The following is a 23,021-nucleotide window of genomic DNA, read 5'->3' on the forward strand; positions in this document are numbered from 1 at the left end:
GGCGAACGGTCCTCTTCCGGGGCGTAGACTGATGCCGAGCGGTGAGAACGATCGTTCTCAGGGAACAGGAGCTGGATCGAAATGGCGGGCACGGACGTCGACGAGGGGTCCCCGGCAGGGTTCGGGGTCAACGAGTGGCTGGTGGAGGAGCTGTACGACCGGTATCGGCAGGACAAGACCTCGGTGGACCGGTCCTGGTGGCCGGTCTTCGAGAACTACCGGCCCGAGGCGAACACCCCGGACACCCCGGACACCCCGAGCACGCAGCCTCCCGTCGCACCGGCGCCCGGTGAGCAGCCGGACGGAGACGTCACCGTCCTGCGCGGCACCGCGAAAACCCTGGCGTCGGCCATGGACGCGAGCCTTTCCGTGCCGACCGCCACGAGCGTCCGCACGGTGCCGGCCAAGCTCCTGGTCGAGAACCGGATCGTCGTCAACGACCACCTGCGCCGCACCGGCGGCGGCAAGGTCAGCTTCACGCACCTGCTCGGCTGGGCACTGGTGCAGGCCGTGAAGCGGTTCCCCGGCCAGAACGTCCACTACGCCGTGGTCGACGGAAAGCCGGCCGTCGTCACGCCCGAGCACGTGGGGCTCGGCGTCGCCATCGACCTGGCGCGCCCCGACGGCCGCCGCACGCTCGTCGTGCCGGTGATCAAGGCCGCCGAGGCGCTGACGTTCGCCGAGTTCCTGGCGTCGTACGAAGACCTCGTCGAACGCGCCCGCGGCGGCGCGCTGAAGGTCGACGACTTCGCCGGCCTCACGCTGTCGCTGACCAACCCCGGCGGGATCGGCACCGAGCACTCCGTGCCGCGCCTGACCCAGGGCCAGGGCGCCATCATCGGCGCGGGCGCGCTGGAGTACCCGGCGGCGTTCAAGGGCGCGAGTGCCGAGTGGCTCGCGGACAACGGCATCGGCAAGACCCTCACGCTCACCAGCACCTACGACCACCGCGTGATCCAGGGTGCGGGCAGTGGCGAGTTCCTGCGCCTGGTCGAGGAGTTGCTGCTGGGTGAGCACGGCTTCTACGACGACGTCTTCGCCGCGCTCCGGATCCCGTACGAGCCGCTCCGCTGGGCCGCCGAGGTCACCGGAGCGGTCGACAAAACGACCCGGGTCCACGAGCTCATCGACGCCTACCGCGCCCACGGTCACCTCGCCGCCGACACGGACCCGCTGGAGTACCGGCAGCGCTCGCACCCGGACCTCGACCCGGCCACCCACGGCCTCACCCTCTGGGACCTCGACCGCGAGTTCGCGACCGGCGGCCTCGGCGGCCGCGAGCGGATGGCCCTGCGCGACATCCTCGCTGTGCTGCGGGACGCCTACTGCCGCACGCTGAGCATCGAGTACACCCACATCCAGGATCTCGAGCAGCGCCGGTGGCTGCGTGAACGCGTCGAGCAGCCGTTCGTGAAGCCCGGTCGAGGCGAGCAGCTGCACCTGCTCGGCAAGCTCACCGAAGCCGAGGCGTTCGAGACGTTCCTGCAGACCAAGTACGTCGGCCAGACGCGCTTCAGCCTCGAAGGCGGCGAGTCGGCGATCGCGCTGCTCGACGCGATCCTGGGCCGCGCGGCCGGCGAGGGCCTGTCCGGCGCCACCATCGCGATGGCGCACCGCGGCCGGCTCAACGTGCTGGCCACCATCGCCGGCAAGACGCACCGCCAGATCTTCGACGAGTTCGAGGACAGCGCCGAGGCGGGTGACGGTTCTGGCGACGTGAAGTACCACCTGGGCACCGAGGGCGTCTTCACCGCCGCGGACGGTGCCGAACTGCCCGTGTACCTGGCCGCCAACCCGTCGCACCTCGACGCGGTGGACGGCGTGCTGCTCGGGGTGGCCCGCGCGCGGCAGGACCGCAGCGGCGACGGGCGGTTCTCGACGCTGCCGATCATCGTCCACGGCGACGCGGCGCTCGCCGGCGAAGGCGTGGTCGCCGAGACGCTGCAGATGTCGCAGCTGCGCGGCTACCGCGTCGGCGGCACGATCCGCGTCAACATCAACAACCAGGTCGGGTTCACGACGCTGCCGCAGGACGGGCGTTCGTCGGTGTATTCGACCGACGTCGCCAAGACGATCCAGGCGCCCGTGCTGCACGTGAACGGCGACGACCCCGAGGCCGTCGTGCGCGCCGGGCGGCTCGCGTTCGCCTACCGGCAGGAGTTCGGGCGCGACGTGGTGATCGACCTGATCTGCTACCGCCGTCGCGGGCACAACGAGGCCGACGACCCGTCGATGACCCAGCCGCGGATGTACGCCGTGATCGAGGCCAAGCCCTCGGTGCGCAAGCTCTACACCGACGTCCTCACGCGGCGCGGCGACCTCACCGCGGACGAGTTCGCGGCCGCCGAGCGGGACTTCCGCGACCGGCTGGAGCGGGCGTTCGCACAGACCACTGTGGACAGTGTCGCCTCTTCGGAGACTCGGCGCGCCGCGCCGGTGCGGCCGACCGCGATCTCCGACGTGACCGTGAAACAGATCGCGACGGCGTTCACCGATCAGCCCGAGGGTTTCACCGTGCACCCGAAACTCGCGCCCCTGCTGGCGAAGCGCGCGGAGATGGGGGAGAAGGGCGGCATCGACTGGGCGTTCGCGGAGCTGCTCGCGTTCGGCTCGCTGGTGCTCGACGGCGTGCCGGTGCGGCTCGCGGGCCAGGACAGCCGGCGCGGCACGTTCGTGCAGCGCCACGCCGTGCTCCACGACCACGAGACCGGCCGGGAGTGGACGCCGCTGGCGCACCTCGGCGAGACGCAGGCGCCGTTCCGGATCTACGACTCGCTGCTGAGCGAGTACGCGGCGCTCGGGTTCGAATACGGCTACTCGGTCGAGCGGCCGGACGCGCTCGTGCTGTGGGAGGCGCAGTTCGGCGACTTCGTGAACGGTGCGCAGGTGATCGTCGACGAGTTCGTGAGCTCGGCGGAGCAGAAGTGGGGCCAGTCGTCGTCGGTCGTGATGCTGCTGCCGCACGGGTACGAGGGCCGCGGGCCGGACCACTCGTCGGCGCGGATCGAGCGGTCCCTGCAGCTGTGTGCCGAGGAGAACCTGATCGTGGCGCAGCCGTCGACGCCGGCGTCCTACTTCCACCTGTTGCGGCGCCAGGCTTTCGCACCGGTGCGCAGGCCATTGGTGGTGTTCACGCCGAAGAGCATGCTGCGGCTGCGGGCCGCGACGAGTGCCGTCGCGGACTTCACCGAAGGTGCCTTCGCGCCGGTGCTCGACGACCCCCGCGATCTCGATCCCGCCGCCGTCGAGAAGGTCGTGCTGGTGTCCGGAAAGCTGTACTACGACCTGCTCGCGCGGGCGGGCGGGAACGTCGCGCTGGTGCGGCTGGAGCAGTTGTCGCCGTTGCCGCAGGCGGAGCTGACGCGGGTGCTGTCCCGTTACCCGAACGCGGACCTCGTGTGGGCGCAGGAGGAACCGAAGAACCAGGGAGCGTGGTCGTTCCTGCGCGGCGAGTTCGAACCGCCGGCCGGCAAGCGGCTGACGGTGGTGTCGCGGCCCGCGGCCGCGTCACCCGCGACGGGTTCGCACCACCGGCACCAGAAGGAACAGGCCGAGCTGGTGCGGCGGGTGCTCTGAGGCTCAGACCTCAGGGAGGATCCGGCCGTCTTCGAGGACGTTCGCGCCGGGGATCTCGGTGAGGAAGATCGCGACGCTTTCCTTGGCGTCGCCGGTGATCGCGCACCAGTCGTCGGCCAGCCGGTGCAGCAGCCGGGCCCGAAGCTCCGGCGGCCGGCCGGAGCGGATGAAGCCGACCAGACGCGGGCCCGTCACCGGCTCCCCGGCGACGAAGATGCTGCCCGGCGCGACCTCGGTGAACGAGCAGTGCACGTAGACCTCGGGCGCGCCGGTGACCTCGGCGTGGACTTTCGTCACCACCGCCGCCACTTCCGCCCGGTGCTTCAGCGTCGCGCCACCGCTCGGGACCGTGAACTGGTAGAAGGGCATCGTCGTCCTCTCGGCCGCCGGGACTCGAATTGAGTCCGACTCTAGGGGGCAGCCACGATGCCCGCAACCAGGTAAGACTCGAAAGTTGTCCTACTCGGCCTTGTCCTACGATGGCTGCCATGAAGCACGACGAGCTCCAGGACGTCTACTGCTCCGTCGCCCGCACGTGGTCGGTCATCGGCGAGCGCTGGACGATGATGATCCTGCGTGAGTGCTTCCGCGGTGAGCGGCGCTACGACCACTTCCGCACCAAGCTGGGCCTCGGCAGCAACGTGCTCAACGACCGCCTGCGCCTGCTCACCGCTGAGGGTGTCCTGGACCGCGTGCAGTACCAGGACACCCCGCCGCGGCACGAATACCGTCTCACCGAGAAGGGCGCGGACCTCTACCCGATCCTCCTCGCCGTCATGTCCTGGGGCGACAAGTACCAGAACGAGGTCCCCCCGGTCCGCCTCCACCACCGCGACTGCGGCCACCCCGCCGACCCCCGCCCGACGTGCGCCCACTGCGGCGAACCGGTGGGCTGGCGCGACCTGACCGCGGAGTTCGAACCGGGCGCCTGGTGAGCGCGCCTTCGCGAAATTCGGTGGGCCACGGGCGCTTGCCCGTGCTCGAATGCTCTCGATGACTGAAGCTGACTACCGCCGACGAGACCTCGAACGGCGCGCCGAGATGCTGACCCTGCCCACTGTCCGGCTCCGGCACCACGCGAAGATCCTTGCCCCGCAAGAAGGTGACGTGCGGGTGACCGCGTCGATCGGCCCCTCCGGCGAGGCCGTGGCCCTCTGGTCGACGCCCGAAGATCTCGCGGCGCTGCGGTCCACGACCACGCAGCCGGGCTGGGCCACGTTTCCCGATGCCGTGGCGCCCCATGCGGTCGCGGCCCGCGTGAGCGTGCACGCACCGGAACCGATCGGCACCACGCGGATCGCACGGCTTCCGGTGGCGCACCCCCACGTGCAGCCGTTGCCCGATGGCCGGACGCTGATCGTCGGCGCCCGGTGCCGGTGGCGCGAGGGCGGCCCGGACCGCAACGCGATCGTCTTCGACGCCGACGGAACGCCGGTGATCGAACAGACCCTGGGCGACGGCATCGAACACGTGGGCGCGACGCGCCGGGGCGAGATCTGGGCGGGCTACTTCGACGAGGGCGTCTTCGGAAACTACGGCTGGGGTGGCGAAAACGCCGACGAACCCCTCGGCGATCACGGGCTGAACCGCTTCTCCGCCGATTTGACCCTGACCTGGCGCTTCCGCCCGCCCGACGAGCACGGGTCTTGGGGGATCAGCGACTGCTACGCCCTCAACGTCGACGGCGACACGGCGTGGACCTGCCACTACACCGACTTCCCCGTCGTGCGCATCCGAGACGGTGAGGTGACCGGTTGGCACAACGACGTCCACGGCGCCAGGGCCCTGGCCGTCGGCGGTTCCCGGGTCGTGTTCTACGGGGGCTACGGCGCCGAGCGCGACCGGCTCGTCGTGGGTGTCCTCGGCGACGACCGCGTGCACGTGACCGGCGAGTACCGCCTGGTCCGGCCGGACGGCCGGGAACTGCCCGCCGTCCGCGCCATCGGCCGTGGGCCGGACCTGCACGTTCTCCTCGAGCACGACTGGCTGCGGCTGTCCGTCGAGGACCTCCCCGACGAAGAGCCGCGGTAGCCGGCCGTCCGGCGAAGACGTCACGACGCTTCCGCCGCGGGGGCCGGAGCGGGTTCGGCCGCGGGCACGACCGGACGCCGCACCAGGCCGAGTTTCCCGGCCGCCGCGTAGAGGACGAACCCCGCCACCAGTGACGTGATCGCCGGGCTTCCGAAGCCCGCCAACGCGCCCGCGAGCGAAGCCAGTACCCACACCACCAGCGCGGCCGGGACCCAGCGGGGCGCCTCGGGCGGAAGCTCGTCCGTGGCGCGGCCCCGGTCGAGCAACGGACGGCACGAGCGGACCACGAAGTACTCCGCCAGCATGATCCCGGCCACCGGCGGGAAGATGTACCCCAGCGCCGCCGCGTACGAGGTGAACCAGTCCAGCGCGCCGAACGCCGCGGTGACGCTGCCGACCACGCCGACGGCGATCGTCACCGCCGCGCGGTGGACCTTGCGGCGGAAGATGATCTCGACGAACGACACCAGGGCGAGGCTCGCGCTGTAGAGGTTCCAGTCGTTGATCTTCACGGTGCCCAGCAGGATCACCAGCACCCCGACCCAGCCGACGGACGAGACGATGATCGCGATGACGTCGCTGGAACCCGCCGCGTGGGCGAGCAGCACGCCGGCCAGCCCGATCACGTACTCGCCGAGGGTGATGCCCACGACGGTCTGCTTCACGACGTCGCCGACGGATCGGTTGAAGCGCGCCATGTCGGGCGTGATCACAGCGCCGGTGATGAACGAGCCGGCGACCAGCGCGGCGCCCTGCGCGAGCGTCATGGCCGGGCCCGGTGGGGGAGAGGCGACCAGGTCCGACAGCGAGTGCCGCGACAGCTCGGTGCCGACCGACCACGCCACGAGGGCGAGGAACACCGGCACGGCCAGATAGGCCGTCCACGCCATCGACGTCATGCCGTAGACCACGATGCCCGTGACCACGAGCCCGAACACGATCGCCCACGCCCACAGCGGCAGCCCGCCGAGCAGCGACAGCAGGCCCTGCGCCGAAACGCCCGACTGCACGCCGAACCCGATGGTGATGGACAGCCCCAGCACGAGCGACAGCAGCGCCGAGCCGCCGGTGCCGAAGCCCGTCCACCGCGCCAGCAACGCGGTCGGCAGTCCTTCCCGCACGGCGATCACGCCGACCAGGACGGACACGAGCTCGATCACCAGCGCGCCCAGCGTGAGCGCCCAGAACGCGGTCCAGAAGTGCATGCTGTAGCCGAGAGTGGCCCCGATGAGGAACTGGATCAGGGCCGAGAGCTGGCCGAACCGCTGGACCGCGATCCCGAACCAGGAACGGCGCGCGGTGAGCGGCACGCGCGCGAGGGAGTAGTCGTCAGAACCCGCCGAACTCATGACAGCCTCCAAGGCCGGCTCGATGTGGTGGATCCCCCCTTGCAACGATGGGTGGTCAGGGCTGGTGCGGGACGCCTTCGGACAGGTGCGCGTGCACGACCTTCCAATCGCCGTCGACGCGGCGCAGCACCGCGGTGAAGCGGGCGTCGACCACGCCCTCGTCGAGCAGGTCGACCCGCGGCGAGTCGAAGATCCACGCGACGTCACCGTGCACGAACCCCTGCGGGTCCGAGATCAGCACCTCACGCGGCCGGTACTGGCGCAGGTGGTCCAGGAACTGCGCGAGGGTGAGCGCGCCGTCGGGACCGGAGGCGACGGTGTGGACGAAGTTCTCGTCCTCGGTGTGGGAGTGCTTCGTGATGAACTCGACGTCACGCCGGTGGCCCGCGGCCAGCCAGTCCTTGACCAGGTTCACGACTTCGTCAGGCGCCTTTGCCATGGGGGACTCCTCGGGGAGGGGATCAACGGGTGCGGACGAGGTGCCCGCGTTGCCAGACTTGCGCGACGCGCTTGCCGTAACCGGTGAGGTCGAGCGGGTCGCCGTCGAGGACCACGAGGTCGGCGACCTTGCCGGGTTCGACGCTGCCGAGCTCGTCGCCGAGGCCGAGCAGCCGTGCGGCGGAGGAGGTTCCGGCGCGCAGAGCGTCCACAGGGGACAGTCCGGCCTCGCCGAGCAGCTCCAGTTCGTCGAGGTTCGAGCCGTGCGGGAACACACCGCTGTCGGTGCCCAGCGCGATCGGCACGCCGGCGTCGACCGCGCGGCGGATCGACTCCAGGTGCTCGGCCGTCACGGCGCGGGCCTTGTCGAGAACGGCCGCCGGCAACCGCGTGGTGCCCGCGTCGACGTCCCGCAGCAGGGCCCGCCCGGCGATCAGCGTCGGCACGAGCCAGGTCCCTCGTTCGAGCATCAGGGAGATCGCCTCGTCGTCGAGGTGGACGCCGTGCTCGATCGAGACGACCCCGGCACGCACGGCGTTCTTGATCCCGGCCGTGCCCTGGGCGTGGGCCATCACGCCGAGCCCGGCGGCGGCCGCCTCGGCGACGCAGACGTCGATCTCCTCGGGGGAGAAGTGGCCGTGGCGCGGGTCGTCGCTGGGGGAGAGGACTCCGCCGGAGGTGCAGATCTTGATCACGTCGGCGCCGGCGCGCACGAGTTCCCGGACGCGGCGACGCATCTCGTCGGGGCCGTCCACGATCATGTCCGGCCGGCCGGGGTGCGGCACGAGCAGGCGCACGGTCTCGCCGCTCGCGCTCCAGCCGTCGGTGTGGCCCCCGGTCTGGCCGAGCACAGTGACGGCCGTGCGCAGCCGTGGCCCCTCGATCAGGCCGTCGGAGAGCGCTTTCTTGATCCCGGCGTCGGCCCCGCCCGCGTCGCGGACGGTGGTGACGCCGGTGTCCACAGTGGCCGCGAGGTTCCGCGCGGCGGCGTAGAACTGGTAGGAGAACGGCTCGTGCTGCATCCGGAACGGGTCGACGCCGGAGAACACCACGTGCACGTGGCAGTCGATGAAGCCGGGCAGGATCGTGCGGCCGGTGACGTCGACTTCCTCGTCGCCGTCGAGGCCGAGCCCGACTTCGACGATGCGGCCGTCCTCGATCACCACGTCGCCGTCGGCGGTCGCGGCGCCGGTGCCGTCGAGCACCCGGCCGCCGCGCAGGACCGTGCGGCTCATCGGGCCACCGCACCGGTCTCGACCGGCGTGAAGTCCACGTCGTACCCGAATCGCCGCGGGCCGGAAGCGCGCAGGCCCGCCTCGGTGCGCCACCGCTCGTCGCACGGCAGCCCGATCACGGCCACGCGGTAGCCGTACCGCAGCTCCTCCGCGGGAATCGGTGCGCCGGTCTCGCGTTCCAGCGCCATCAACAGGTCGGGCGTGGTCGCGACGATCCGCCCGTCGCGCCGGCCCACCAGGTACTCGTTGCGGAACCCGAGCCGGAACTCCTGCCCGGCGAACGCGTCGAGGCCCTGCAGCACGGCCTCGCCGACCGTCCAGCCGCCCTCGGTGGCACGCTCGACGCCGACGACTTTCCCGTCGAACAGCCGCGCCCCGCCGCGTTCGGCGACGACGGCGTCCACCGGTGAGGTGTGCCCGGCCCTCGCAGTCCGCACGACTCTGCCGAGCCTCGTGGCCAGGCTGAGCGCACCGCGCACCAGCCACTGCTTGGCCTGCGCGCCGGTCATCGGGTACAGCGCCGACATCATCACGCAGCCGGAGGTGATCATCGCGGACCGGGCGATGCGGTCGGCCCAGTCGTTGGACTCCGCGGTGATGACCAGCCGGTTGCCGTGTTCGTCCACGAGGGACATGGGCGTGGTGGACGCGCCGTAGAGGGCGGGGGTGACGAGGTCGAGCGTCGGGAAGGCGCGGCCCATCCCGTCGGCGTCGAGCATCGGGATGCCGCGCAACGCGGCCGCGGTCACGGGGATCACCGCGTTGAGCCCGCCCGCTTCGGCGGGAGCGACGTGGGTGAAGCGGTAGCCCAGGTGCTGTTCCAGGGTTTCCAGCGCGGCCACGATTTCGCTCGCCCGCGGCAGCTTCTCCACCACGACGCTCGGCGCGCCCATGCCGGCGACGAACACGACCCGCGCGTCGTCGGGAATCCCGGCCACGTCGAGCAGCGGCACCGGGCCGTGCTCGCGGATCGACAGCCGTGCCATCAGCTTGCCCAGGTAGGGATCGCCGCCGCCACCGGCGGCGAGGATGGTGGCGCCGGTGACCAGGTCGTCGAGCACGGGTTCATCGAGCTGCATGGAGCTGCTCCTCACGTGGGGGCACGAAGGTGCCGAGGTCGCCGACGGCCCGGACGCGGACCCTCGTGGTGTGCTGCAGGTAGGCGAGCGGGAGGTCTTCCTCGTCGACGATCCGCACCGTCCCGGCGACGGCGCCGGCCTCGACCGCGCGTTCGTGCGCCCTCAGGCGGGCCTCGGCGAGCACGTCGTCGCGGGAGCGCTCGGCGAGGGAGTAGATCCGGTCGACCTCCGCGCCGACGTTCGCGGTCGCCGCGCCGACGGCGTTCGCCACGGGCGCGTGGCCAGGTCGCAGCACTGCCGACACGCCGGGCATCTCGTCGCCGACCACGAAGGCCCCGCCGCCGACGGCGATCACCGGGATGGCCGCGGCGCTGAGTTTCGCGCGTTCCACGGCTTCGGCGATCCGCTCGTGCACGTGCACCAGCACCCGGCCGGTGAACTCGGCTTCCAGGTGGGCGACGAGGGCCGGGTCGCCGACGTCGGCGAGGCCGGCCGCCACCGCGACGTCGGTGAGGGTGAGTGTGTCGCCGCCGAAGACGAGCGCGCGTTCGGTGAGCCGGTGGCCGACGCTCTCGGGCCCGACGCTCACCTCGCCGTCGTGCTGGGCGACCAGGCTGCCACCGCCGATGCCGAGCGAGACGACGTCGGGGATCCGGAAGTTGGTGCGCACCCCCGCGAGGTCGATCGCGATGGCCGACTCGCGCGGGAACCCGCCCTGCACGAGGCCGATGTCGGTGGTGGTGCCGCCGACGTCGGCGACGATGCAGTCCGTCTCGGCCGACTCGAAAGCCGCTCCGCGCAGGGAGTTCGTCGGCCCGGAGGCGATGGTGAGGATGGGGAACGCCCGCGCCAGGGCCAGGTTCATCACGGTGCCGTCGTTCTGGGAGAGGAACAGCGGGACGTCGAGGCCGACGTCGGCCAGGGCGTCGGCGAAGCCGGTGATCACGCGGACGGCCAGTGGCCGCAGCGCCGCGTTGAGGATCGCGGCGTTCTCCCGCTCCAGCATGCCGAGGCGGCCGATCTGGTGCGACAGCGTGACCGACGCTCCGGGCCGCACCCGGTCGATGAGGTCGCGGGCCTCGCACTCGGCGTCCGGGTTGACCGGGGAGAACGTGCCGCTGACCACGAACTCGCAGCCCTCGGGGGCCGTCCGGACGATCTCCCGGACGGCGTCCGCGTCGAGCGCCTGCAGCGGTTCACCGGTGAACTGGTGCCCGCCGCCGACCACGTGAGCCCGCGCCCGTACCGCGGCGGCCAGGGGCGGCGGCCAGTCGGTGAACGGTTCGAGCGTCTGGGGCGGCGTGGCCAGCCGGATGACGACCACCGGCGCGAGGCGGCGCGCCTCCACCACGGCGTTGACGAACTGCGTCGTGCCGATCACCACGGCCTCGACCGCGGCGGTGCCGACCTGCGCGACCACCGCGGCGAGTGCCGTGGCCACGCCGGTGAGCACGTCGGCCGTCGTGGTGGTTTTCGTCCACGCCACGACCCGCTCGCCGTCGAGCGCGACTGCGTCGGTGTTGGTGCCGCCGACGTCGATTCCGATGCGCATCGTTGCCCTTCCCGGACCACGGGGCAGGGCCCGCCGCCGCTATCCAGTAAACAGAACGTGAATCCAGTAAACTGAACACTGAACTTGCGGCGTACAGTACGAGCCGAGTTCGCGCGGGTCAACCGCTTGCCGGATAACGGATGCGTCACCGCGGCGGCGGGGAAAGTTCACAACACCGGACACGACTTCCAGAAAACTGGACGATCGGGTACCGTCCCGGACCATGTCATCCGGGTCTCTCGACGAGGCGGTCCCCGAGATCGGTCCCTACCTGCGCGCGTGCCGCAAGCGGCGCGGGCTTTCGCTGCAGCAGGTGGCGCTCGCGACGGGGATCTCGAAGTCGTTCCTGTCCCTGGTGGAGAACGGCACCAACGACATCACCTTCGGCCGCCTGCACCGGCTGCTCACGCTCTACGGCGTGGACCTGGCGGACCTGATGCCCGCCCGCGATCCGGAAGAGGGGATCGTGGTGCGCGCCGCCGAGCGTCAGCGGGTCTACAGTCCGGCCGCCGGCATGAGCGTCTACCTGGCTTCCCCGGATACCCGCCGCACGCTGCTGTCGGGCATCGCCCTGCTGGAACCGGGCGCGGTGATGGCCGAGGACTCCGTGCACGACGGTGAGGAATGGGTGCACGTCGTGCGCGGTGCGGTGCAGCTCGTGCTCGACGGCGGGGAGTCCGAAGTGGACCTCGAACCCGGCGACAGCGTCTACCTGCGCACGGGACGGCGGCATCGCTTCGCGAACCGCGGGGACGTTGCGGCGGAGGTGATCACCGTGCTGTCGCAGGGTGGCTTCCCCGGTGGCGGTCCGGCCGACTGAAACCCTTGCGCCGGGCGGGGTTCGAGCCAGGCTCGAACCCCGCCCGCGGTGATCAGTCGTGGGGCCGCACGACCGGGAACTCGTTGTCGGTGTCGGCGACGATGTTGAAGTAGTTCGTGAGGACGTTGAGCGCGAGGTTGCCGACGACCTCGCCGATCTCGGCGTTGGTGACGCCGGCTTCGCGCGCGGTCTTGAGCACGGACTCGTCGATCGTGCCGCGGCCGCGGGCGATGGCGTCGGACAGGGTGAGCAGGGCGGCGACGTGCGCGTCGGCCGAGTCGGCATGGCGGGCGCGCTCGATCTCGTCGGCGTCGAGCTTGGCGACCTTCCTGCCGATCATCGTGTGCGCCGACAGGCAGTACGTGCACTGGTTGTACTCGGCGGTGGCGAGGGCGAGGCGCTCGCGGACGGCGGCGGGCAACACCCCGCCGGCGAGCGCGCCGGACAGGCCGAGGTATCCCTTCAGCAGCGCGGGGCTGCTCGCCATGGTCTTCGCCATGTTCGGGATCGCGCCCATGTTCTTCTTCGTCTCGGCGAGCAGGACCGCGGCCTGGCCGGTGGCGTGCTCGAGCTCGATCTGGGGCAGCGTCGGCATCTCGAAGCCTTTCTAATGTTTGGAGTCTTGTTAACCGTTAGGTCAAAGTGGCACGGGTCGCTCCGCGCTGTCAAATGGTTGTGACGCAGACTTCCATTAGGAAGTGCTAGAGTGGGTGCTATGACGACCGCTGCCCTGCTCGGCGAACCCCTCCCGGTGGAGCTGATGAACACCGTGAACGCCGGCCGCGACGGCGTGACCGACGCGTTGACGGACGACGCCGACGTCGTCAGCTGGCTGGCCGCCGTCGCTCCTCGTCTCGAAACCGAGGCCGGCGTGGCGCTCGACGACGACTCGGCGCCCGTCGCCGACCGGCTGCGACGCCTGCGCGACGCCCTGCGCGCGCTCGCCGCCGAGGCCACCGACGACCCCCGCCCCGTGGCGGTCGAGGTGGCCCGGGCCGAGGCGCTGGCCACGCTCAACGACCTCGCCCAGACGCGCGCCGAGCTGGTCTGGCCCGAGGACGGCGAGCCCGCCCGCGTACTTCGCTCAGGCGGTACCCCGGCCGAACGCGCGGTGGCTTTCCTGGCGCACCAAGGCATCGACCTGCTCGGCGGCGAGCAGCGGCAGAAGCTGCGCGCCTGCCTGGCGCCGAACTGCCTGCTGTTCTTCGTGAAGGACCACTCCCGGCGCGAGTGGTGTTCGGCCGGGTGCGGCAACCGGGCGCGGGTTCAGCGGCACTACCAGCGGCACCACGCCAAGAGCTGACGGCCTAGGCGCCGTCGTCGCCCCGGGCGGCGTCCGGCGGGTCGACGACCGGCAGGTCCCAGGCCCGGCGGAACGCGCTGATGGTGAGCCACGCGAGCCGGGCGTTGACCGGGAAGAGCTGCCGGACCGAGGTGAGGGTGTCGAACGACGCGTCTCCCTCGCCGCGTCCGCGTTCGAGGTCCGCGGGGCTGAACGCCGGGCCGAACACCTCCAGGACGGTGCCCAGGTAGTACAGGTGCCCGAGCGTTTCGAGCTGAAGCCGGTGCAACGCAACGGTTTCAGTGCTCGTGGCGGAGGTGATGGGCGGCTGAGCCGCGGCCGTCAGCAGTGAGGCGCTGTCGGCGAGCGCGTGGGCGTCGACGTGCCGGACCAGCTCGCTCACGGCGACGTCGTCGAAGCTGTCGCGCCCGACGACCGTGCGCAGCGCCGCCCGCTTGTCCCGCAGCTCCTCCCCGGCGAGCCGGTGTGCCACGTCGGCCAGCGGCCCGGCCGAGCCGAGCACCTGCCGCGTCACGCGGATCAGCTCGCGCGGCAGCCCGCCGGACAGGCAGTGCGCCAAGCACACGAACGGTTCCGGCAGCCCCAGCACGCGCCGGTTGAGCAGCTGCCGCGCGTCGCCGAGCCGCAGGTACTCCAGCCGGAAGATGCTGTCGAACGTGCTGTCGAAGGCGTCGCGCACCGGAAGCCCGCGCCGTTCGAACGACGCCAGTGCGTCCTCCGACACCGAGACCAGCAGCAGGAAACCCGGCACGTCGAAGGTCAGCACCGCCTTGATCTCGTTGACGAAATCCTGGGCCGCCTCCGCCGAGACGATCTTGTCCAGCTCGTCGAGGATGACGACCACGGACGGCGTCGCCATCTGCGGCAACCCGCGGACGCAGTCGACGGTCAGGCCGAGGAACGCGCTGAACTCGTGCACGATCTGCGGGTACGTCAGCGGCTGCCGGGTCGTCTCGCGAGAGCCGCTCACACCGGCCTCGGCGCCGACCGGCAGGCCGACTTTGCCCGACCAGCCCGACGTGTGTTTCTGCTGGAAGCGGATCCGGCCGAGGTTGCCCTCCGCGACGGCCTTCAGCGCCCGCACGTCACCGGGTTCGAGGCGAGGCTGCTCGCGAACCTCCGCCGGCTCCGGTGACGGGACGCGCCGGAGGCGCCGCGCGAGAGCCGCGACCCCGGCCACGCCCAGCAGCGTCACGAGCGTCCACCAGTTCGCCGTGAGCCACGTGCGCAGATCGGCCTGCGGGCTGCGCAACGTCAGCGACCCGAGGACACCGGCGACGACCCACGCGACCACCACCGCGGCGAACGGCCACGCCCGGCGCAGCACGGGCCACACCGCCGACCACCGGCTCGGCCGGTCCGCGGCCTCGGCGCCCTCGGACTCGCAGAACCTGATCACCTCCTCGCACATCCGGGCGTAGAGGTGCAGCACGAACTCGCGCGCGTCGTAGCGCACGGGGACGCTCTCCAGCAACGCGATGTGCACGCGGTTGGGGTCCAGGAACCGGCCGGCCTGGTACGCCTCCAGCAGCGTCGACTTGCCCACGCCGCGCGGGCCGGCCATGCCGACCGCACCGCCGCGGATGCCGGAGAGCAAGGACCGCAGCCGCCGGGCCGCATCGGTGTCCAGGAAAACCTGCTCGCCGGGGCGCATCTGGCCGAGCGCCCCGCGATCGAGCTCCGGCAGCACCGTGCTGAACGGCGGGTCGAGCACCGCGGCGAGGTGCAGCCGCACGCTCTGCTCGACCTGCGTCGCGACGGCTTTCGTCCACTCCTTGCTCGCGGTGTCGCGCGCCAGCTCCAGCTGGTCGCGGCGGCGGGTCCACGCGGGACTGCCGAATCGGGCGGGGTCCCGCGAGAGCCGCGCGGGCACGGAGACGAGCAGAAGCGGACCGCCGACGACCGCGATGAGCGAACACAGCACGTCGGCCACCAGCCACGCGGTCCAGTCCGCGCCCGCCGCGGTGAACACCGGGCTGAGGATCGCGGCCGCCGCTACCGTGACGAGCAGTTCCCGCCAGACGACCGGAGCCGGGACCCGCCGGCCCGGCGGCTCGTCCTTGAGCTTCAGGAACCCGATCGCCACCACCAGGAACAGCAGGAACGCGGTGACGAGGCCGAGAGCGACCCAGACCACCACCGCCCAGACCGAGCCCATGGTCTCGCGCGAGGACGGCCACAACCGCACGATCAGCACGAGGTAGGTCGTGGTGAAGCCGGTCAGGAACGGCCAGCCCGCACCGCCGAGCGCGGGTTCGCCGTTCAGCCGCCGGCCCGCCCGGGCGACGGCGAGGTACACCGGCCGCAGCAAGGCGAATCCCGCGACCACCACGGCGGCCGACACCCAGAAGTGCGCGGCCGGGCTCAGCGGGGTCTGCAGCAGCTGCCAGACGACGACCGGCACCAGGACCCCGAGCCACAGGGCGGCGCCCAGCAGCGCGTGCGCGCCCTTGTCGCGCGGGTCGGGCTGCCCGGCCGCGTGCTGGGGCGGGGTTTCGTGCGCTTCGAGGGCCTGGCGGGCGTGGCGCAGCGCGGAGATCTGCTCGTTGGTCTTGCTGAGCAGCGTGTCCGAGTCCGCGGTGACCCGCTGCACGACCTCCGTCCGCACGCCTTCGTCCCGGACCCGGTGAGCCACGGTCAGGTCCGGGGATTCGGCGAAGAAACCGAGCACGGCCTCGGCCGTGGGCTTGATCAGCTCGCGCAGCTCGTCGACGAGCTCGTCGCGGACCGGTTCGGCTTCCCTCACGGGCTCCGGCAGGGCATCGGCGAGGGACTGCGGCGGCGCGGTCACAGCGGGGCATCCTATCGGGGCGAACGTGTCCACACCGGCGAACCCGGAAACTTCAGCCCTCCCGGCACGACTGAGAACAATCGCCGTTGTACGGCGCTTGTACGGTCCGCCGCGATCCTGGCCGCACCTCAAAGGAACCAGGACGGAGCCGGGATCATGGGATTGAGACGTTTCGCGACGGGGGCGCTGGCGGCCGCCGCCGCGGTGGCGGGGCTGGGCGCGCTGCCCGCCGCGCCCGCGTCGGCCGACGTGGCGAGCACGGTGGTGTTCCAGGCGAACACCGGAGGGTACGACTGCTTCCGCATCCCCGCGGTGGTGAAGGCGCACAACGGCGACCTGCTCGCCTTCGCCGAGGGGCGGCACACCGGCGCCGACTGCGGCGACATCGGTGACGTGGACGTGGTGCTCAAGCGGTCGAAGGACAACGGCAAGACCTGGAGCGCTTCGACCATCGCGGTGCAGGGTTTCGGTGACACCAAGGACGACGCGGTGCCGATCGTGCTGCCGACCGGGCGGATCGTGCTGCTGACCGAGATGCAGTGCGTGAAGTCGGCGGCGTGCGGGCGGGTGCCGCGGGTGAGCTACAGCGACGACAACGGCACGACCTGGACGGCGCCGAAAGCGCTCACCGCGCAGCTCGGCTTCACCACCGCGCCCGGGTGGCTCGCGACCGGCCCCGGCCACGGCATCGTGCTGCAGCGCGGTGCGCACGCCGGCCGGCTGGTGGTCGGCATGAGCTACCAGGCGACCACCTCGAGCCCCAACGTCGGCGCGCTCATCTACAGCGACGACCAGGGCGTCACCTGGCACCTGGGCGCGACGGACCAGGCGAGCGACCCGGACACGCTGAACCCGCAGGAGATCAGCGTCACCGAGCTCGCCGACGGGCGCGTCTACGCGGCCGCGCGCAACGACCACCACTCGACGCCTGCCGACGCGTGCGCCATCCACAACCGCGCCTTCGCGATCAGCTCCGACGGCGGAGCCACGTTCTCGCAGAAGTTCGTCGTGGAGCCGGATCTGACGACTCCGCGGGTACAGGGTTCGGTGCTGGAGATGAGCGCCACGACCGCCGGCGGCGCGTACGACCGGCTGCTGTTCGCCGGACCGTCCACTTGCGACCGGCGCGAGGAGCTGCGCGTGCGCTCGTCGTTCGACGAGGGCGGCACGTGGACCAGCGACGCGAACAGCCTGCTGGTGTGGGGCCAGGACGCGTCCTACACCGACCTGATCTCGCTCAGCGCGACCTCGGTCGGCCTGCTGTACGAGGCCGGTCCCGAGTTCCAGGCCGACGCGAGCATCCGCTGGTCCACGGTCACCGAGGCGCAGCTCGGCGCCCCGGCCTGCGGCACCGGCTACGGCGTGATCGACTCGGCCCCGCTCGGCACGGCGGGCACCGCGTACCTGTCGTACAACGCGGCCAACGGCCAGAACTGCGTGAGCACCATGAAGAAGACCGGCGCGGGCACGCCGTCGCAGACCTCGGCCTACCTGCAGGTGGAGGGCGCCACGCGCAAGACGGACTCGGGCGCGTTCTCCTACTACGCCGGCCCGGTGTCGGCGGCCGCGGCGGGCAAGTGCGTGCAGTGGGGAGGCGCGATCGGCGCGGACAAGTACGACAGCCCGCTGGAACACTGCGGTTGACAGACCACTGCGGTTGATCGGACACCCACGGCTGAACCGGGGGTCCTCCGGCCGCACGCGGCTGGAGGACCCCCGTCCGTCACGAGGTGAACGTGCCGGCCCCGGGCACGGCGTCGAGCAGCTGCCGCGTGTACGGGTCGGCCGGTGCGGACAGGACCTCGCCGACCGGTCCGTGCTCGACGACGCGGCCCGCCTGCATCACGAGCACGTCGTGGGCCAGTGACCGGACCACGGCGAGGTCGTGGGAGATGAACAGGTAACTGAGCCCCAGCTCCTCCTGCAGGGTCCGCAGCAGGCCGAGGATCTGGTCCTGCACCAGCACGTCCAGCGCCGACACCGGTTCGTCGCACACGACCAGCCGCGGACGCACCGCCAGCGCCCGGGCGATGGCGACGCGCTGGCGCTGGCCGCCGGACAGCTCGTTGGGATAACGCTGGGCCAGCGCGGCGGGCAGCGCCACCTGGTCGAGCAGCTCCGCCACCTGCCTGCGCCGCGCCGCGCGGTCGCCGACGCCGAACGTCCGCAACGGCTCGGTGATCAGCCGCTCGACCGTCCACATCGGATCGAGCGACGCGTACGGGTCCTGGAACACCGGCTGCATCGCGCGCCGGGCGGCCCGGAGCCGGGCGCCGCGCAGGCCGACGACCTCGGCGCCGTCGAGGCGGATCGTGCCCGACGTCGCGGGCACGAGGCCGAGCACCATGTGCGCGGTGGTCGTCTTGCCCGAACCGGATTCGCCGACGATCGCCGTGGTCCGTCCGTGCCCGACGGTGAACGACACGTCGTCCACGGCCCGCAGCGCACCACCGCCGCCGCGCACGCGGTACTCCTTCGACACGTGCGACACCTCGAGCACCACCTCGGGCGCCGCCGTGGCCTCCGGCATCGGACCGTGCAGCGAAGGAGCCGCGGCCACCAGCCGTTGCGTGTAGCCCTCCCGCGGCTCGGTCAGCACGCGGCGTGCCGGTCCGGTCTCGACGATCTCGCCCTCGGACATCACCACGACCCGGTCGGCCCGGTCCGCCGCCAGCCCCAGGTCGTGCGTGACCAGCAGCAACGCCGTGCCCAGCTCGTGGGTGAGCTTCTCCAGGTGGTCGAGGATCTGCCGCTGCACAGTGACGTCGAGGGCCGAGGTGGGCTCGTCGGCGATGAGCAGGTCGGGCCGGCACGCGAGGCCGATCGCGATCAGCACGCGCTGGCGCATCCCGCCCGAGAACTCGTGCGGGTACTGCCGCGCCCGCCGCGCCGGTTCCGGGATCCCGGCCTCGCCGAGCAGTTCCACCGCCCGGGTCCAGGCCTCGCGGCGCGAGCACACCCGGTGTGCCACCAGGGTTTCGGCGACCTGCCGGCCGACGCGAGCCACGGGGTTGAGGTTGGACATCGGGTCCTGCGGCACCAGGCCGACCTCGCGTCCGCGCAGGCGGCGCAGCCGTTTCTCCCCGGCGTGCGTGAGGTCCTCGCCGCGCCACCGGATCGCGCCGCCGGTGACGCGCCCGGCGCCGGGCAGCAGGCCGATGACCGCGTGGGCGGTGGTGGACTTGCCGGAGCCGGACTGCCCGACGACGGCCACGCGTTCACCCGGCGCCACCTCGAGGCTCACGCCCCGCACGGCCGGGGTCCGGCCGAAGGACACCTCGAGGTCGCTGATTTCCAGGAGCGGTCCGGTCATCGTGGTCCCCTTCACCGCGTGCTCTTCGGGTCCAGCGCGTCGCGCAGGGCGTCGCCGAACAGGTTGAATCCCAGGCAGATCACCGCGAGCGCGATCCCGGGGAAGATGCCCGGCCAGGGCGTGCGGAACAGGTACTGCTGCGCGTCCGAGAGCATGATCCCGAGGCTCGGCGCGGGCGGCTGGATGCCGAGGCCCAGGAACGACAGCACCGCCTCGCCGATCACCGCGACCGGCATGATGACGGTGGCCTGCACGATGATCGCCGAGGCCGCGTTGGGCAGCACGTGCTGCCCGAGGATCCGCCACGGGCCGGCGTGCATCGTGTTCGCGGCGAGCACGAAGTCGGTTTCCCTGAGCCGCAACGTGTCCGCGCGCACCACGCGCGTCATCGTCGGGATCTGCGCGATGCCGAGCGCGATCGCCGCGTTGGTCAGGCCGCCGCCGTTGATGGCGGCGAGGCCGACGGCGAGGATGAGGAACGGGAACGCCAGCAGGAGGTCCGCGAGCCGGGAGATCAGCGCGTCGAGCCACCGCCAGTAGCCGGACAGCAGCCCGAGCGGCACGCCGACGACCACGGCGAACAGCACCGACAGCGCCCCGACCTCCAGCGACGCGCGGGTGCCGTAGAGGACGCGGGAGAGGATGTCGCGGCCGAGGTCGTCGGTCCCGAGGGCGAACCCGACCGTGCCCGGCTGCTGGAACGGCGTCTCGAAGTGGACCTCCGTCGGTGCGTACGGTGCCAGCAGCGGCGCGAAGACCCCGGCGATCACGACGATCAGCAGCAGCACGCCGCCGATCACGCCCAGCGGGTTGTGCAGGAGCCGTCGGGTGACGCGGCCGTGGACGCGGGCCAGGGGCGCGGGGGTTTCGGCGGCGATCGTCATCGGGTCCTCCCGGAGACTCGCAGGCGTGGGTCGATGACCGTGTAGAGGAAGTCGACGAGCAGGTTGATCACGATGTAGGCCGCCGTGATCACCAGGACCACGGCCTGGATCACCGGGTAGTCGCGGGTGAACACCGAGTCCAGCGTCAGCTTGCCGATGCCCGGCAGGCTGAAGATGCGCTCGGTCACCACGGCGCCCGCGATGAGCCCGCCGAGCTGGAGCCCGACGATGGTGGTGACCACGATGAGGCTGTTGCGCAGGCCGTAGCGGAAGATCACGGAGGCGCGCCCGAGTCCCTTCGCCCGCGCGGTGCGCACGAAGTCGGCGGTGAGCGTCTCGACCATCGACGACCGCGTCTGCCGTTGCACCACGGCCGCGTGCGTGAGGCCGAGGATGACCGCGGGCAGGGTGAGGTAGTAGATCCCGCGCAACGGCTGCTCGAACGGCGAGACGTAGCCGGACGCGGGGAACCACCGCAGCTGCACGGACAGGTACAGCACGGCGAGGATGCCGAGCCAGAACGTCGGCACCGACAGCGCGAACAGCGAGAAGCCGTTGGCGCCCCACTCGGGCCAGCGGCCGCGGAACACCGCCGCGACGACGCCGGCGAGCACGCCGATGAGGACGGCGACGAGCATCGCGAACACCGCGAGCTGCACCGTCACCGGCAGGGTCGCGCCGATCATCTCGCGCACCGGGGTGCCGGTGCGCACGGACTTGCCGAAGTCGCCGGTGAGCGCGTGGCCGACGAACTTGAAGTACTGCACGGGCAACGGGTCGTCGAGCCCGAGCTGCGCGCGGACGGCCGCGATGGCGGCGGGGTCGGCTTCTTCGCCCGCCATCGCCGTGGCGGGGTCACCGGGCAGCGCGCGTACGCCGATGAACACCACGATCGACGCGAGCACCAGGGTCAGCGCGGACTGCCACAGGCGGTGGAGGAGGTAACGTCCCACGGCTCAGCCCTCCTGACTGCCGACGAACGCGGCCTTGCCGAGCCGGACCACCCCGTCGGCGTACACCTGGATGCCGGTGACGCGGGTGGAGTGCACGGTGAGGTTGCGGACCCGGTAGGTGTAGACGATCGGGTTCTGCTGCTGGATCAGCTGCACGGCCTGCCCGTACAACGCGGCGCGCTGCTTCGTGTCGATGGTGCGCGTGGCCGCGGTGAGCAGGTTGTCCAATGTGGACGAGTTGAAGCCGCCGTAGTTGCCGCCCGAGCCGGTGGACAGGAAGCGCGCGGTGTTGGCGTCGGGGTCGATGCGGCCGGACCAGCCGAGCATCAGCGCTTCGAACGTGCCGCGTTTCTGCACGTCCAGCAAGGTGGAGTACTCGACCGGCACGATCTGCACGGCGAACCCGCCCTCGGCGACGCTGGCCTGCAGGGCCTGGGCGTAGCGCAGCTGGTCCTGGGTGTTGGTCACCTGCAAGGAGATCGGGAACGGGATGGGCACCCCGGCCTCTTTCAGCAGCTGCCGCGACTTCGCCGGGTCGAACGGCGGGCAGGCGTCGCCGGCCGGGCTGGAATACGGCGTCTTCGGCGCGATGGGGGAGCAGGCCGGGTCGAACCAGTTGTTGAACACGGTGTCGACGAGCGTCTGCCGGTCCAGGGCCAGGGAGAACGCGAGGCGGATGCGGGGGTCGTTGGCGAGGGGTCCGTCGATGTGTTTCGTGGGTTTGCCGACACCGTCGACGTTTCCGGTGTTGAAGGTGACGCTCTGGTAGCCCAGTGAAGGCGCTTGCAGCACCTTGAGGTCCGGGTCCTGGGCGAGCGCGTCCACGTCCTGGGGCGAGATCGTGTCGGCGACCTGGATGTCGCCGGAGCGCAGGTTCGCGGCGCGGATGTTGGCGTCGGTCATGATCCGGTAGGTGATCGTGTCCAAGTGGACGTCCGCGGCAGCATAGTAAAGCGGGTCGCGCTCGACGTCGATCTCGGTCTGCGGCACGCGTTTCACGAACTTGAACGGGCCGACGCACACGGGGTGGTCACCGAAGTCGTCGCCCTCCTTGGCGATCGCGGCGGGCGACATGATCATGCCCGCCCGGTCGGCCAGCGCCGCGGTGATCGGGGCGAAGGGCTTCTTGTAGCGCAGCACGACGTGGCTCTTGTCGGGCGCGTCGATGCGGCTGATCGGGCCCATTTCGCTTTTGCGCTGGGAGGTTTTGAGCTCGAAGTGCCGGCGCAGGCTGGTTGCGACGGCCGGCGCGTCGAACGGGGTGCCGTCGGCGAAGACGATGCCGGTGCGCACGGGGATGGTGACCGTGAGGCCGTCCGGGGAGACCGCCGGCAGCGCGGTGGCCAGCTGCGGGACGACGGTGCTGGTGTCGTCGATGTCGTAGAGCTTTTCGCAGATCGTGGTCATCACGTAGCGCGTGTAGAGCGAGCTGGACGTGGTGGGGTCGAGCTTGTCGGGCTCGTTGGACAGGCCCATCACGAGGTCGCCGCCGCGTTGTACGGATTGGTTGCCGACGGGGGTGCCGAAGTCGTCGCGGTGCTCGCCGCGGGCGCTCGCGTGTTGCACGGGTACGCACGCCGTGAGGGTCAGCACCGCCAGCCCGGCCAGGAGGGGGAGCAGGGACCGAGGAGACATGGCGAACAACGTACGTCGGTTTTTCCCTTACTCGATTTCTGGCCGGTTAATGCGTGTTAAAT

18 protein-coding genes are annotated in these 23,021 nt (G+C 71.4%); 6 read left to right on the forward strand and 12 right to left on the reverse strand.

What is annotated here, in order from left to right; all coding sequences use genetic code 11:
* Positions 1 to 81 precede the first annotated feature (81 nt).
* Positions 82 to 3,576: a multifunctional oxoglutarate decarboxylase/oxoglutarate dehydrogenase thiamine pyrophosphate-binding subunit/dihydrolipoyllysine-residue succinyltransferase subunit gene (locus ACQPXB_RS23160; protein ID WP_432855803.1), complete on the forward strand. Its 3,495-nt coding sequence runs from the start codon at positions 82 to 84 to the stop codon at positions 3,574 to 3,576.
* A gap of 3 nt (positions 3,577 to 3,579) precedes the next feature.
* On the opposite strand, the gene ACQPXB_RS23165 is transcribed toward ACQPXB_RS23160, so the two are convergent.
* Entirely contained in the window at positions 3,580 to 3,945 is a 366-nt protein-coding gene (locus ACQPXB_RS23165; protein ID WP_432855806.1) for a tautomerase family protein, read from the reverse strand.
* Between the two features lie 119 nt (positions 3,946 to 4,064).
* Between ACQPXB_RS23165 and ACQPXB_RS23170 the strand changes: the two genes are divergently transcribed.
* Both ACQPXB_RS23170 and ACQPXB_RS23175 read left to right on the forward strand, forming a co-directional pair.
* Entirely contained in the window at positions 4,065 to 4,511 is a 447-nt protein-coding gene (locus ACQPXB_RS23170) for a winged helix-turn-helix transcriptional regulator (protein WP_366589090.1), read from the forward strand.
* 58 nt (positions 4,512 to 4,569) lie between these two features.
* On the forward strand, positions 4,570 to 5,607 hold the full coding sequence (locus ACQPXB_RS23175) for a hypothetical protein (protein WP_432855809.1): 1,038 nt from the start codon (positions 4,570 to 4,572) through the stop codon (positions 5,605 to 5,607).
* Between the two features lie 20 nt (positions 5,608 to 5,627).
* On the opposite strand, the gene ACQPXB_RS23180 is transcribed toward ACQPXB_RS23175, so the two are convergent.
* The 5 genes from ACQPXB_RS23180 to ACQPXB_RS23200 are packed head-to-tail and all read right to left on the reverse strand — an operon-like array spanning position 5,628 to position 11,260.
* Positions 5,628 to 6,956 (reverse strand): purine-cytosine permease family protein, encoded by a 1,329-nt coding sequence (locus ACQPXB_RS23180; protein WP_366589096.1) that lies wholly within the window; start codon positions 6,954 to 6,956, stop codon positions 5,628 to 5,630.
* A gap of 55 nt (positions 6,957 to 7,011) precedes the next feature.
* Positions 7,012 to 7,395, reverse strand: a complete 384-nt coding sequence (locus ACQPXB_RS23185; protein ID WP_432855812.1) for a nuclear transport factor 2 family protein — start codon at positions 7,393 to 7,395, stop codon at positions 7,012 to 7,014.
* 22 nt (positions 7,396 to 7,417) lie between these two features.
* The gene (locus ACQPXB_RS23190) at positions 7,418 to 8,629 is read right to left on the reverse strand and encodes an amidohydrolase family protein (RefSeq protein ID WP_432855815.1); all 1,212 of its coding nucleotides are present in this window, start codon (positions 8,627 to 8,629) and stop codon (positions 7,418 to 7,420) included.
* Positions 8,626 to 9,708: a DUF917 domain-containing protein gene (locus ACQPXB_RS23195; RefSeq protein ID WP_432855818.1), complete on the reverse strand. Its 1,083-nt coding sequence runs from the start codon at positions 9,706 to 9,708 to the stop codon at positions 8,626 to 8,628. Before ACQPXB_RS23195 ends, ACQPXB_RS23190 begins: the two co-directional genes overlap by 4 nt.
* A complete protein-coding gene (locus ACQPXB_RS23200; protein WP_432855821.1) occupies positions 9,695 to 11,260 on the reverse strand; it encodes a hydantoinase/oxoprolinase N-terminal domain-containing protein in 1,566 nt (521 codons plus the stop codon). Before ACQPXB_RS23200 ends, ACQPXB_RS23195 begins: the two co-directional genes overlap by 14 nt.
* Positions 11,261 to 11,483: 223 nt before the next feature.
* Between ACQPXB_RS23200 and ACQPXB_RS23205 the strand changes: the two genes are divergently transcribed.
* Complete coding sequence (locus ACQPXB_RS23205; protein ID WP_366589107.1) at positions 11,484 to 12,080, forward strand: helix-turn-helix domain-containing protein; 597 nt, start codon at positions 11,484 to 11,486, stop codon at positions 12,078 to 12,080.
* Positions 12,081 to 12,132: 52 nt separating this feature from the next.
* Here ACQPXB_RS23205 and ACQPXB_RS23210 read toward each other — a convergent pair whose 3' ends face one another.
* The gene (locus ACQPXB_RS23210; protein WP_432855825.1) at positions 12,133 to 12,675 is read right to left on the reverse strand and encodes a carboxymuconolactone decarboxylase family protein; all 543 of its coding nucleotides are present in this window, start codon (positions 12,673 to 12,675) and stop codon (positions 12,133 to 12,135) included.
* 120 nt (positions 12,676 to 12,795) lie between these two features.
* Between ACQPXB_RS23210 and ACQPXB_RS23215 the strand changes: the two genes are divergently transcribed.
* Positions 12,796 to 13,383: a CGNR zinc finger domain-containing protein gene (locus tag ACQPXB_RS23215; protein WP_366589111.1), complete on the forward strand. Its 588-nt coding sequence runs from the start codon at positions 12,796 to 12,798 to the stop codon at positions 13,381 to 13,383.
* Between the two features lie 4 nt (positions 13,384 to 13,387).
* On the opposite strand, the gene ACQPXB_RS23220 is transcribed toward ACQPXB_RS23215, so the two are convergent.
* Positions 13,388 to 16,174 carry a transcriptional regulator gene (locus ACQPXB_RS23220; RefSeq protein WP_432855828.1) on the reverse strand — a complete coding sequence of 929 codons (2,787 nt, stop codon included), beginning with the start codon at positions 16,172 to 16,174 and terminating at the stop codon, positions 13,388 to 13,390.
* Positions 16,175 to 16,330: 156 nt separating this feature from the next.
* On the opposite strand from ACQPXB_RS23220, the gene ACQPXB_RS23225 reads away from it, so the two are divergent.
* Entirely contained in the window at positions 16,331 to 17,818 is a 1,488-nt protein-coding gene (locus ACQPXB_RS23225; RefSeq protein WP_432855831.1) for a sialidase family protein, read from the forward strand.
* A 79-nt stretch (positions 17,819 to 17,897) separates the two neighbouring features.
* Here ACQPXB_RS23225 and ACQPXB_RS23230 read toward each other — a convergent pair whose 3' ends face one another.
* The 4 genes from ACQPXB_RS23230 to ACQPXB_RS23245 are packed head-to-tail and all read right to left on the reverse strand — an operon-like array spanning position 17,898 to position 22,959.
* Complete coding sequence (locus ACQPXB_RS23230) at positions 17,898 to 19,487, reverse strand: ABC transporter ATP-binding protein (protein ID WP_432855834.1); 1,590 nt, start codon at positions 19,485 to 19,487, stop codon at positions 17,898 to 17,900.
* An 11-nt stretch (positions 19,488 to 19,498) separates the two neighbouring features.
* Positions 19,499 to 20,371 (reverse strand): ABC transporter permease, encoded by an 873-nt coding sequence (locus tag ACQPXB_RS23235; protein WP_432855837.1) that lies wholly within the window; start codon positions 20,369 to 20,371, stop codon positions 19,499 to 19,501.
* Entirely contained in the window at positions 20,368 to 21,324 is a 957-nt protein-coding gene (locus ACQPXB_RS23240; protein WP_432855840.1) for an ABC transporter permease, read from the reverse strand. Before ACQPXB_RS23240 ends, ACQPXB_RS23235 begins: the two co-directional genes overlap by 4 nt.
* Before the next feature lie 3 nt (positions 21,325 to 21,327).
* Positions 21,328 to 22,959 (reverse strand): ABC transporter substrate-binding protein, encoded by a 1,632-nt coding sequence (locus ACQPXB_RS23245; RefSeq protein WP_432855843.1) that lies wholly within the window; start codon positions 22,957 to 22,959, stop codon positions 21,328 to 21,330.
* Positions 22,960 to 23,021: the final 62 nt, after the last annotated feature.

Origin of the sequence: Amycolatopsis sp. CA-161197 (assembly GCF_050942255.1) — a bacterium.
GTDB lineage: Bacteria > Actinomycetota > Actinomycetes > Mycobacteriales > Pseudonocardiaceae > Amycolatopsis.